Annotated in this window: 11 protein-coding genes; 8 read left to right on the top strand and 3 right to left on the bottom strand. The window is 37.9% G+C overall.

The genetic code is table 11. From position 1 onward, the window contains the following. Positions 1-9 precede the first annotated feature (9 nt). The 5 genes from ACVHUV_RS03580 (at position 10) to ACVHUV_RS03600 (ending at position 5,967) form a co-directional block, all read left to right on the top strand. Positions 10-1,113: a sensor histidine kinase gene (locus tag ACVHUV_RS03580; protein WP_371390757.1), complete on the top strand. Its 1,104-nt coding sequence runs from the start codon at positions 10-12 to the stop codon at positions 1,111-1,113. Next, positions 1,110-1,715 (top strand): response regulator transcription factor, encoded by a 606-nt coding sequence (locus tag ACVHUV_RS03585; protein WP_462086134.1) that lies wholly within the window; start codon positions 1,110-1,112, stop codon positions 1,713-1,715. Before ACVHUV_RS03580 ends, ACVHUV_RS03585 begins: the two co-directional genes overlap by 4 nt. A gap of 335 nt (positions 1,716-2,050) precedes the next feature. Further along, positions 2,051-3,481 (top strand): serine hydrolase domain-containing protein, encoded by a 1,431-nt coding sequence (locus ACVHUV_RS03590; protein WP_462086135.1) that lies wholly within the window; start codon positions 2,051-2,053, stop codon positions 3,479-3,481. 131 nt (positions 3,482-3,612) lie between these two features. Further along, complete coding sequence (locus ACVHUV_RS03595) at positions 3,613-4,605, top strand: S66 family peptidase (RefSeq protein ID WP_462086848.1); 993 nt, start codon at positions 3,613-3,615, stop codon at positions 4,603-4,605. 636 nt (positions 4,606-5,241) lie between these two features. Next, positions 5,242-5,967, top strand: coding sequence for a Fic family protein (locus ACVHUV_RS03600; RefSeq protein WP_462086136.1), 726 nt, complete (start codon positions 5,242-5,244; stop codon positions 5,965-5,967). A gap of 203 nt (positions 5,968-6,170) precedes the next feature. On the opposite strand, the gene ACVHUV_RS03605 is transcribed toward ACVHUV_RS03600, so the two are convergent. Both ACVHUV_RS03605 and ACVHUV_RS03610 read right to left on the bottom strand, forming a co-directional pair. Continuing rightward, a complete protein-coding gene (locus ACVHUV_RS03605; protein ID WP_462086137.1) occupies positions 6,171-6,560 on the bottom strand; it encodes a hypothetical protein in 390 nt (129 codons plus the stop codon). Further along, the gene (locus tag ACVHUV_RS03610; RefSeq protein ID WP_462086138.1) at positions 6,544-7,218 is read right to left on the bottom strand and encodes a DUF2225 domain-containing protein; all 675 of its coding nucleotides are present in this window, start codon (positions 7,216-7,218) and stop codon (positions 6,544-6,546) included. Before ACVHUV_RS03610 ends, ACVHUV_RS03605 begins: the two co-directional genes overlap by 17 nt. Before the next feature lie 526 nt (positions 7,219-7,744). Here ACVHUV_RS03610 and ACVHUV_RS03615 point away from each other — a divergent pair. Together ACVHUV_RS03615 and ACVHUV_RS03620 are read left to right on the top strand one after the other, a co-directional pair. Further along, positions 7,745-9,013: an MFS transporter gene (locus ACVHUV_RS03615; protein WP_462086139.1), complete on the top strand. Its 1,269-nt coding sequence runs from the start codon at positions 7,745-7,747 to the stop codon at positions 9,011-9,013. 316 nt (positions 9,014-9,329) lie between these two features. After that, positions 9,330-9,809 carry a hypothetical protein gene (locus ACVHUV_RS03620; RefSeq protein WP_462086140.1) on the top strand — a complete coding sequence of 160 codons (480 nt, stop codon included), beginning with the start codon at positions 9,330-9,332 and terminating at the stop codon, positions 9,807-9,809. Positions 9,810-9,903: 94 nt separating this feature from the next. Here ACVHUV_RS03620 and ACVHUV_RS03625 read toward each other — a convergent pair whose 3' ends face one another. Continuing rightward, positions 9,904-11,976, bottom strand: a complete 2,073-nt coding sequence (locus tag ACVHUV_RS03625) for a S9 family peptidase (RefSeq protein ID WP_462086141.1) — start codon at positions 11,974-11,976, stop codon at positions 9,904-9,906. Between the two features lie 153 nt (positions 11,977-12,129). On the opposite strand from ACVHUV_RS03625, the gene ACVHUV_RS03630 reads away from it, so the two are divergent. Continuing rightward, positions 12,130-12,732 (top strand): TetR/AcrR family transcriptional regulator, encoded by a 603-nt coding sequence (locus tag ACVHUV_RS03630; protein ID WP_462086142.1) that lies wholly within the window; start codon positions 12,130-12,132, stop codon positions 12,730-12,732. Positions 12,733-12,743: the final 11 nt, after the last annotated feature.

Raw genomic sequence — 12,743 nt, forward strand, 5'->3', positions numbered from 1 at the left:
GGGGGTTAGATGCTGGAATGGTATCCTAAAAGTCAGGCAAGATATTATTTATTTATTGATGTACTAACCGTCCTGCTATTTAGCTATGCGGTTGTCGTCTCGGAGCAGATTCCGTCACTTGTTTTTAAGGTTTTATTAATCGTCATTTATATAGGCGCCTATTACACGGCACTATGGTATCAGGATGGTCTGTTGCTTCCTGCTGTTGTACTTGGTTTTATTATGACAGCATATTTGGCTTATTTAAGCGGTCCACAGTGGATTTTCTTTCAGTTTGCCTTTGCAGATTTTGTCGGGCGCGCTGTCAACCGGCATATTTTATGGATTGCTACGTGCGTAAATTTCCTCCTCCTAGCCAGTCTCGTTTGGCGCTATCAGGAGGTCCTGTTTTCAAATGCTCAGTCAATTGTCCTGGCGGTTATGCTTTTTATCCTGCTGTTGCCGTGGTTACGCTATTATATTGAAAAATCCAAGCTGCTTCAGCGTGAGGTTGATGAAGCGTCGGTTCACATTGCCATGCAGCAGGAACGTCAGCGGATTGCCCGCGATCTGCATGATACTTTAGGGCATACGCTGACGGTCATAAAGGTAAAAACAGAGCTCGTTTCCAGGCTGGTGCCAAACGAGAATCACAAGATTCATAAGGAACTTGATGATATGATTCTAACAGTCCGAACAGCACATAAGCAGGTGCGTGAAATTATATCGGAAATAAATTTTTTATCCTTGCAGGAAGAGCTTAAGCATAGTGAGCAGTTGCTTAAGAATGCCGGTATCCGTGTGCAGATTGATCATCAGCTTACCAATATTCTGCTGTCTAGTGTGCAGGAAACAATGCTTGCCTACAGTATACGAGAAGCGGTAACGAATGTTGTAAAGCACAGTCATGCTGCGGATTGCAGAATACATCTATATCAGAATGAAGACCGTGTAGAAGTAGCTATTATCGATAACGGAATCGGTTTATCCGAAAAGCAGCATGGCAATGGACTGTTTACAATGAAGGAACGGATGAGGTCATTAAAGGGAAATGCCGAAGTGAAGTATGATCAGGAAGGAACAAAGGTGCTTCTGATTATACCACTGGATCCGATTCGGGAGGGCGTGAAATGATTAGACTTAGTATCGCTGAGGATCAGCAACTGCTGAGAGGTGCCTTAATATCCATTATGGAGCTTGAGAATGATTTACATATTGTGGGTGAAGCAGCAGATGGAGCAGAAGCATGGGCTTTAATTGAAAAGGAAAAGCCGGATGTATGCATTTTGGATATTGAAATGCCGCATTTGTCCGGGTTGGAAGTAGCTGCGAGAATACGACATCACAATTATCCGTGCAAAATTATGATTATGACAACCTTTGCGAGAGCCGGTTATTTGCAGGAAGCAATGGATCTGAATATTGAAGCATATGTTCTGAAAGACGAGCCTATCCAATATGTAATTGGTGCAATACGCAAAATTATGCAAGGTGAAAGGGTAATCAGTCAGGATCTTGCCGCTGCTTTATTTATGAATGAAAAAAATCCTCTGAATGACCGGGAAATCAATGTACTGAAGCTCGTGAAGGATGGCTATACGACGAATGAAATTAGTAATAGGCTATTCCTGACTAAAGGCACAATTCGGAACTATTTATCTTTATCCATTCAAAAGCTCGAAGTTGAAACAAGGCAGCAGGCTGTACAAAAAGCAACTGAAAAGGGCTGGATATAAATTATAGTTCAAAAACCTCCTTTATTTATGGTGAGGAGAACCGTATCACAAATAGTGGTAAAACAGAGGGTGGAAATAGTCATAAGTAAGAATATTTTAGGAAATTTATAAGTAGACCCACTAGCAAATAATGTTATAATTTAATTAAAATTCACAATAAGCAGATCTCATAAAATATTTAGGGGTCTGTTTTTTATAAATGAAATAAGGGAGAGATCTAAGATAAGAACTCAAACATTTAGACTTTTACTGTGTGCTTCCATTTTGTAGTCTTCTTTTTAGCCTACTCTACTGAGGCTTCCGCAACTATTGATAATTTAGAAGAAAAAATTAAAATGATTGACGAAGAAATTGAATATAACATGAGGACACATAATATTCCGGGTATGGCATTTTCATTAGTGGATAGGAATGGTGTTATATATTCTAAAGGCTACGGTACTTTAAATGTAGGAGATAAATCTGAACTAATAAACGAAAGCACTAATTTTCATTTAGGTTCAGTATCGAAAGTATTCGTTTCATTGGGTATCCTAAAACTCCAAGAGGAAGGTTACATAGATATTGAACAGCCCGTGGTTGATTATCTTCCTTGGTTTTCTACAAAAGATACTTTGCTTTCTAATGAAATCAAAATTGAGCACCTACTAAACCACTCCAGTGGATTACCGGGTAGGTTAAATGTACATGAGATTAGTAATGTAGAGAGCAAAGAAATTATAAATAAAATTAAAAACAAACTAAAGAATGTTACGTTAGTGGGTAAACCGGGAACTGTTCATGAATACACCAATATGAATACGGACTTGCTACAGTTAGTAATAGAAGAGGTGACAGGGAAATCCTTCACACAGTATATGGAAGAAAACTTCTTTACTCCACTTAATATGAACCGGACAGGATATTTCACTTTTGATGACAGTCAATTGTCAAATACCGCAATGGGTCATCGATATCACTGGGGAAAGATAAAACCTTATAAAGAAGAATTAGTGTATGCCACATCCGGATCTGCTGGGCTATCATCAAATGTCGATGACTTATCAAAGTTTTTAGGTTTATTATTAAACGATGGGCAAGGGCCAAATGGTAAATTAATTAGTCATAATAGCATAGATCAAATGTTCAACCCCAATCAATACGGTAAAGGATACAACTGGAATGTGTACCCACATAATATTTCGATGGATGGTGGTTTACCAGGATTTACGTCAACTATTGTACTTTCATCCGACAAAACCTTTGGACTTATCCTTTTAGCAAATTCTAAACAGGATATAACGTATCACTCTGGTTTTAATCTTTATAGAATAATGGATGGTGGCACCCCAACGGAATTGTTGGTGAAGGACTTTTTAAAAGTCCATTTTCTTGTGCAGTTAACCCTTATTATTGTAATTACCTTTAGCATTTTAATCTTATATATAGTGGGATTAACTATTTTTCAACTATTTAAAGGAACGAAAAAGATTTCTTTTAGGAAGCCCAATTTCAAGAAGATTAGTATCATTAGTTTCATTTTAATAATCTATCTAGGTATCATGTACTTCATATATATCCAAATGCCTTTTTACATTGGAGTACCAGCGTTACGGAATTTTAAAATGGATTCCGACACTGTGGGATTACTGTACATCATATCGGTAGTATGGTCGATTTTTACTATTCTTTTATGTGGAAAAATATTATTCATCCAAAAGACAATTCAATCAAGCGCTGGTGAATTATCTTTACCATTAAGAAAAAGTGAACCGTACCATAAGTAAGTGCGGTTAACAAAGAGAACACCTAAAGCGTCAAATCAACAAATTTTTAGGTGTTCTTTTAATGATGAGGCGAAAACTCCAACTAATACATAATATAATATGGAAAAATTAACTTGAAAGGTTTGATTGTAATGGTTTATAAGCTTCAAAAAGGCGATACTATTGGAATTTTTACTCCTTCATCTCCTGCTTCAGTTACAGCAGAAAAGAGATACATTCGTGGAAAGCAATTTCTTGAAAGCAAAGGTTTTTTTATAAAAGACGGTGCCCTTTCAGGAAAAAAGGATTTTTATCGTTCAGGTACACCTAGAGAACGTGCAGAAGAATTTAATTCTTTATTACGTGATCCATCAGTCAAAATGATTATGTCAATGATTGGTGGGACGAATTCAAATAGTATGTTGCCATTTATCGATTATGAAGCATTTAAACAAAACCCCAAAATCATTGTAGGTTATTCGGATGCAACGGCTGTTCTATTAGCTTTGTATGCGAAAACAGGGATTCCCACATTTTACGGACCAGCATTAGTAGCGTCATTTGGAGAGTTTGAACCGTTAGTTTCGGATACATATGCATATTTTAAACAATATTTTTGTGATGAAACCTTGATTCCATATACAATTCAAATGCCAAATTATTGGTCAGATGAACTTGTAAATTGGTTAGATTTCGACCACCCAAAACAACTAATTGAAAATAAATGGATTGCCTTGAATCCAGGTGTTGTGGAAGGGCGATTGATAGGTGGGAACAATAATGCAATGTATGGCTTCATTGGAACTACTTATTTCCCTGAAATTAAACAAGGTGACATCCTTTTAATTGAAGATACAATGAAAAGTGCTTCTATAGTGGAAAAGAATATGGCTATGTTGAAACTTCATGGTATTTTTGAAAAGGTATCGGGAATTATTTTAGGAAAACATGAACAGTATGATGATCAAGGTACGGGAAGAAAGCCAATTGATTTGTTACTTGAACAGTTGGATGGGGCGGCAATTCCGATTTTAGCGGAAGTAGATTGTTGTCATACTCATCCTATGTTTCCTTTAGCAATTGGGAAGAATGTTAGCTTAAATACGATTAACAAAACTATTACATGTACGGAAAGTTGGTTGTAACCTCTAAAGTAATTACAAAGCTATTTGATTTAAGCTTACATTTGATTTGCATACCCTTCTTTTTCAGCATTTCCAAGTTAATATAAAAATGCAAATGCAGGGATTCTTATAACTGGAGTTTCAGTGGTATGTTTTGTGATACCATAATCATCATTGTTTTTAGTAACGATGATAGCCCCTTCGTTTTCGAATCATTAGCCCATTGAACAATTGCTTCATAAAAAGCTAATCTTTTCACTGGGCGAGTTAAGGGAGTTTTTCTGTGTTCCGCCAAGGATTGAAGCCAACTAAGACTTTCAGTGTTTGTTCTTGAGTAATGAACGACATAAAATACATTCCTCCTGCCTTTATGTTAAGTATACAATGCATTAATTTAGTGTAAATGTAAGTTTAAAGGTGTGTTTATTGAACTTAAATTGCACTTAGATACGTTACGATGAACCTTACTATAAGTGAGTGCGGTTTGTAGTAAAGTCATAGAAACAGATAGATTTCATGTTTTTATGGCTTATTTTGATTCACTATAAGCTTAAAATTTTTTATAAAGGGAAATCTTTAATGCGTGTTGCTTGTTTTTTGTGTTCTTTTTCAAAATCCGAGTCACATGATGTAAAGTTACATAAAGGGGTTGAAAATATGTTCGAACGAATTGATTTAAAGAAACAACAGCTAGACGCAAAAAGACCATTACCAAAATACACAGTACAAAGTTTACGTGAAAAGCTTTTTCTAGAATGGACATATAATTCCAATGCTATCGAAGGTAATACATTAACAATTAACGAAACGAAAGTAGTACTTGAAGGGATTACTGTTGGTGGGAAAACGATGCGAGAGCATTTAGAAGTTATTAATCACCGAGATGCGATTTCCTACGTAGAAGACGTTGTGCATAATGAGGAGCCTTTTTCAGAATGGCAAATTAAAAATTTACACCGCCTTGTTTTAAAAGGGATTGATGATAGTTATGCGGGTGTTTACCGAGACCAACAAGTATTTATTTCAGGTGCAGTGCATACACCTCCACCACCATTCAAAATTCAAGAAGAAATGGATGCATTAATGAGCTGGTATGACGGAGAAGCTCAAAATGTACATCCGATTGTCCGTGGTGCAATGCTGCATGCAATCTTTGTTGGCATCCATCCATTTATTGATGGGAATGGTCGCACATCACGACTATTATTAAACTTAGAGTTAATGAAGTTTGGTTACCCACCAATTATTATTCGTGTAGAAAATCGATTAGCTTATTATAATGCACTAGATAAAGCACATACGACAAATGACTATGAGGACTTCGTTGAGTTAGTTGAGAAAGAAGTTGAGGCTTCGCTCGATTTATATTTAAGTGCAATTTAAAACCGCATTTAGACATAGTGCGGTGAACCGTATGATAAATATGTGCGGTTTTTAGAAGGTCACATGAATGTTTCTGGCAGAAGATCTAGCATAAATAGGTTTGTTAAATAAAAGCCATTATAAAACTTCATGTCTCATTGAACTTATGTGACTCACAACGAGAGGAAGTTTTATAATGGCACACTAGTAGAACTTTCAATTCGTTATCTATAATAATATGTACTCGTACGTCGATCATTTCGTTGGATTCTGTTAAACCACTCTTGATCTTTTTCTTCTTGTTTTAATGTGTTGACGATAGAGGTAGAGCAGCTTACGCATATATTTGAATGCGTTAATTTTCCGCATCGATCACAGGGTGCACCGATATTTGGAAAGATGGTGTTTTTTAGTTTTCCGGATTTCACCCATTTATAAAGCAAGTTGGACGAAACACCTGTTAGTTCAACGACTTCATCATTCGATAAAAGACGATTATTTTTCCTTAGTAAAAAGTGGAGTAATTCCGAAAAAATATCTTCTTCTCTTACGTCTATTTTTTCCCAAACAGTTGCACAATACTTCGCTCCTTGCTTCTTAATAAATGCTTTCATTCGTATTTTCGTTATACTTATAGTTTTCCCAACGATCGCGAGCTAACTTTCGGTATTTATTTGAAGTGCTCCGATCTGAGATTAAACGGGAAAACCCCTTTTTGGATTCTTTACTATCCCCTAGACGAAGACTAAGCTCTGCTTGTAAATATTGAATTCGTTCATTGCCTTCCTGATTTGAAGCAAAGGACTTGCTATAAAAGTCTCTAGCGGAATCAAGGTAACGCATTTCTAATTCTGACTCGCTTTTTAAACGATAGAGCCACGCAATTTTTAATGCAATGTTGGCCATTAGTAAGGGCTCTTCCATCGATGCTTTTGATACGAGGTACGCTAACTTATAGCTTACAATCGCGTCATCTATCGTACGTTCCTGACAAATGTTCACCGGTTTTTTCAATTCTTTGATGTACAATTCATCTATAAGTAGCATGAAAGGTCCATAGGTTCTTGTCATGGACTTGTGATAGGCGTACCCACAATGGGGACAAACAGCGACTTCATATAACAATGGATTTAATCCTTCATAGACCGGCATGAAATCTGTATGTTCCTCAACTAGTTTATAGCGATTTGGACGTACTTTGTATGTAGTGAAACGCTTCTTGCAAAACTTGCAGTCTACATTACTTTCATAGTAATAAATGTTGAATGCCATAAGAAGTAACTCCTTTGCGTGTAGTTTGTTGCCATATCTTTTATCCTACTAACAAGCTATATGTAATCGTTCAATATGTTTAAATAATATGCTCTTATTCTATCAGCTATGTGTATTTAGGTACACTCCTTTAGAATTAATTATTTATGATTTTCTCTATTCCTGTAACGATAATAGTAGCATCTTCGGGTTTATTAGTTGAGTCAAAATTGAATACACACAGTAATTTGAGAAGGTTAGCGGCTCAAAAGCCATTTAGCATGAAGAATTATTAATTTCAACTCGTAACAGGATTTTTTTGGAGTGCAAGAAATAATCGTCATAGGATTGACACAATATCCGTATCGAGTTACTATTGCGAAGCTGTTTATTAGTTATTCAATGAATAGTATTAAACCGAAAAAAGTTTAGCACTATTCATTGAGATAATTATGTATATATTGATATTCATTATTTAATTTAATGAACAAAATAAGAATACTCAATTTTAAAAACGGCAATCCAATAGTTGAATCGAGGACACATCATGAGTCAGTCAAAGAAGAAGAAAATTCACTATGCTTGGTGGGTTTTAGTAGGTTTAGTTGTAATGGTAGGTGCTGCTAAAGGTGGCATTATGACTACAGGTGGATTATTTCTAACTCCTGTTACAGAAGATTTAGGTATTGGAATGGGTAGCTTAACATTGTACTTCAGTATCGCATCAATTGTCACAATGTTATTTTTGCCAATTGCAGGAAAATTGATAGCGAAATACAATATTAGAATACTGTTATTAGTAGCAGTTACGTTGGAGGCAGGATCCTTTGCAATGTTTGGATTCATGAACTCTGTATGGGGTTGGTATTTGTTTGCGATTCCTATGTCAATGGGATCTGTAATCGTAACACAACTAGCTGGTCCTGTACTTATTAATAACTGGTTTAAAAAACATAGAGGTTTGGCGTTAGGGATTATGGTGGGAGCAGGTGGTTTAATAGGCGCTTTTCTTCAACCTGTAGCAGGTAACTTAATTGCCAATGAAGGTTGGAGAAATACGTATTTTTTCTTAGGGATAGGCGTAATGGCGGTTGTTATTCCAGTTGTTCTATTAACGATTAGAATGGCCCCACTCCAAAAAGGTTTACAGCCATATGGAGTGGATGAAGTTCAGCAAAATGAAGAAACGAAAGTTCAAACAATAGCTAGTGGCGTGACGTTGGCGATCGCTAAAAAATCAAGTGCATTTTATTTTCTACTATTTTTCTTTTTCTGCGAAACCTCAATAGCTGCTTTTAACCAACATGTAGCACCATTTGCAATGGGATTAGGGTATGATATCAAGTTTGCGGGTAATGCAATGGGCTCGTGGTCGGTAGGTGTTGTAATCGGAGCATTATTCTTCGGCTACCTCAGTGATAAAATAGGGGTAAAAAATACAGCGATTTTCGCCATGCTTTTAGGGTTAGTGCCAGTTGGCCTGCTTTTATTAACGCCTGAAAATCCATTGATCTTTACAGTTGCTGCTGGTCTATATGGATTCGTTGTTGCTTCTCTTGGAACATTAGGGCCTCTTCTAACGACCGCACTATTTGGCAATAAAGAGTTCAGTCAGATTTATGGACTTGCCATAACTGGATTAGCAGTTGCAGGGATTGTTGCTTTACCGATATATGGCTTTATTTTTGAATATACTGGTAGCTATACGTATGTTTTGTATACGATTTTTATCATGTTGCTTTTGAATGTGGTCTCTATTCTCTTCGCGTTTAAAGGTAAAAAGGCATTAGAAAATGCTGGGTTGTGGAATAGCTAATAGGTATTCAATGATCGGGGTATCCTTGAACAAGGAAGTAGTAGATTCATTTGTCATCAAATGAATTCAACCAGTACTGTAGTAAGGTCAACTTTGATTGTATAGATGAGAAGGTCAAAACTATAAATGTGCATGAAGGGATACTCCCCGTCATGCATATTTTTTTAATTCTATTTAAAAGTTCAGAGCGGAAAGAAGCGGACTATCATTGTTCTGTATTGGCCTCATTTAATTTTCATCAATATCTTATTTAAAGGAGAAATATAAAAGAGATAGAAATAGATAGAGACGAGTACAAAATGTTAGGAGAATGCATATGGACAACCAACAAGAAAAGTTCTCACATAAACAATTAGCAGTTAATTGTTTTAATCAGACGTGGGATCTATTGGACAAGCGTAATCGTACGCAAGCAGAAAAGGAGCAAATGATTCATCTATGCCACACGTCCTTTTGGCATTGGACACAAGTAGAGGACCATACACCTCAAAACCTATCGATTGGCTATTGGCAACTTTCAAGAGTGTATGCAGTCGTAGAGAATGGGGAACAGGCATTATATTATGCAAAGCAATGTGTGTCGGTTAGCCATGAAGCAGATCTTGCGCCATTTTTTATTGCGTATGCCTATGAAGCGCAAGCACGAGCGCAATTGCTATTAAGGCAATCAACTGAAGCTAAAAAGAGCTTACTGCTTGCTGAAGAGTTCGTTCAGAACATTAAGGATGAGGAAAGCAGAAAGCTTGTTGAAGCAGATGTATCGGTATTAAAAGGAGAAATTGAATCGAAGATATAATAGAAAAACCACCTAAAACATTGAGTTGTTCTTGTTTTAGGTGGTTTTGTTTATTAATCACACATTATGTGTTATGAAAGAACGACACTTCGTTTCAACGGGAATTTGCCGTTTTTAATGCAACATTTACACCCAGTCGATCGACGATAAATGCATAGCATTCTGCGGATTCTTTCAATTGGTTGAAGCGGCCGGATTCGCCAAAATGACCGGCGCCCATGTTCGTTTTGAGGACAATATCATGGTCATCGGTTTTCATATCACGTAGGCGAGCAACCCATTTAGCAGGTTCCCAGTAGCCGACGCGCGGATCGTTCAGACCGGTCGTAATGTACAAGTGTGGATAGTTTTTCGCTTCCACGTTTTCGTATGGGCTATACGATTTCATATAGAAATAGTCTTCACGGTTTTGCGGGTTGCCCCACTCGTCCCACTCCAACGTAGTGAGGGGAATACTTGTATCGAGCATCGTTGTAACGACATCGACAAAGGGGACTTCAGGAACGATCACTTGAAATAGTTCACCAGCCATGTTGGCTACAGCCCCTACGAGCAAGCCGCCTGCACTTCCTCCTCGAGCTGCCAATCGATCGGATGTCGTGTAATCGTTGGCAATTAAATGTTTTGCTGCAGCAATGAAATCCGTAAATGAGTTGCGTTTGTTGTGCATTTTCCCATCTTCATACCACTGCCGTCCCATCTCTGATCCGCCACGCACTTGTGCGGTAACGAAGACGATGCCTTCTTCTAGCAAAGGCAGGCGGTATGGGTTGAAATAGGGATCACTATTTGCTCCGTAGGAACCGTATCCAGTCAATAGTAAGGGCGCAGGTCCATGATCGAAAGCACCAGCACGGTAAACAACTGTCATCGGCACTTTGACGCCATCATCAGCCGTCGCCCACAGTTGTTCTTGACGGAAGTTTGAAGAGTCATAGTACCCATTTACAGGTGCAACTTGTAGCACTCGTTTCTCGCCCGTTTGCAAATTCAACCCGTACGTCGTTTCTGGTGTCAATAAGGACTCAAAGGTAAGAAGTACTTCTGTCGATTCGTAGCTTTGATTGGATATAACTGACACTGTGTAGAGCGACTCGTCCCATTGTAGAGGCGTTAACTCATCATCTTGAAATACCCAAATTTGCGTCAGTCCATTCTCTCTTCCTGAGACGAGAAGTTTATCTTCAAACGGGTACATTGCCTGTAGGTATTTTTTCTCGTCATATGGAACGACGTTGGTCCTTGCATGAACGTCATCAATTGGGCAGCGAAGAAGTTGGAAGTTCAACGCCCCTTCATTTGTTAAAATGAGCAAATCATTTCCCCAGTGCTCAATGTCGTAGAGAATGCCTTCCCGTCTTCCGCCTACTTGTTGGATCGGCGACAACGGTGAATGTGTATCGATCCGTTGAATTTCATTTGTAGTAGTCGAAGACGACGTAACAAAGATGAATCTTCCACTTTGCGAATGAGAAATGAATAGTGAAAACGTCGTATCGTGTTCTTCGTAAATGAGCACGTCATTTTTCGTATCTTCGCCTAACTGGTGACGCCACAATCGGCTAGGTCGTTGGTTTTCGTCAACAGTCACGTAAAAAATGTATGTACCGCAATGGCTCCATTCCATACTGCCATACAAAAATACGTTTTCAATACGATCTGCTAGCAGTTCTCCTGTTACCAGGTTCTTAATGAAAATCGTATAACGATCTGTCCCATCTCGGTTTTCCAAATAAGCTAACTGCTTATGGTCAGCACTTACCCGCTGTTCAGTAACATTTAAATAGTCACCGTCCGTTGCTAGTTCATTCAAATCGAGCAAAATTTCTTCGGCGGTATCCTGCAAGAGGCTTCTGCTCGCTGCTTTTTTTCGAGCGTGAATCGGATATTGTTTCGTTTTGTCCAGTCGAGCATAATAAAAATAGTCACCCCGTTGGACAGGAACATCAACTTCCGTTTCAGGTACCCGATCAATCATGCCTTGATAAATATGCTCCGTCAGTGCTTCAAGTGGTTGCATGACCTCTTCGTAATAGCGGTTTTCTTCCTCTACATAACGGATGACTTCAGGATCGTTTTTATCCTTCAGCCAATAATAATCATCTTCGCGCACATCGCCATGCAACTTGTGAGCATAAGGAATGCGTTTTGCAATTGGTGGTTTCATAAAATTCTCCTCTCTCATACATATACTTTTCGTGACAGACATTGGAAATCCTTCTTTTCAGTATTTATTTCCTTCTTTACATTCAGATTATTTAAAAACTATATTGTCAATCTATTAACAATGTTCTATACTGAAAACTGAGAGGTGATTCATATGTCAATAAAAAATGTTGATGCTGATAAAACATTAACCCCTAAAGGAATAGAAACGCGCCAAAAGCTGTTAAGAGCAGCTGAAGAGGTGTTTGGCAAGAAAGGCTATTTCGAAACATCGATTGTAAATATTTCACAACAGGCAAATGTTGCGCAAGGGACGTTTTATAACTATTTCCCTTCAAAAAAAGACATTTTCGATGAATTGATTCGTAGCTATAGCCGTGACTTGCGTAGTGCAATTAAGGAAGGAATGCAAAATCATACAACATACGAAGAAGCGCAACGAAACGGTTTTTATGCATTTTTCAGTTGGGTGAAAAATCATCCGAATTTATATAGCATCGTTCAGCAAGCGATTGTTGTCGATCAGGACTTGTTCCGTTGGTATTATGGCAAGCTTGCAAACGGCTTCTTAAAAAGTTTAGCCCAAGGGGTGGAAGCGGGAGAGTTTAAGGATCTTGACCAGGAGACTGTGGCGTACTGTTTAATGTCGATTGGACAGTTTTTAGGGATGCGGTGGGTGTATTGGGAGAAGAAAGACGTACCTGAAGAAGCGTTTGATGCGGCAATGGCGCTTATTTTTGACGGTTTAAAAAAGTAATGAAGGAGGGA

The sequence above is a fragment of the Sporosarcina saromensis genome (assembly GCF_054901285.1).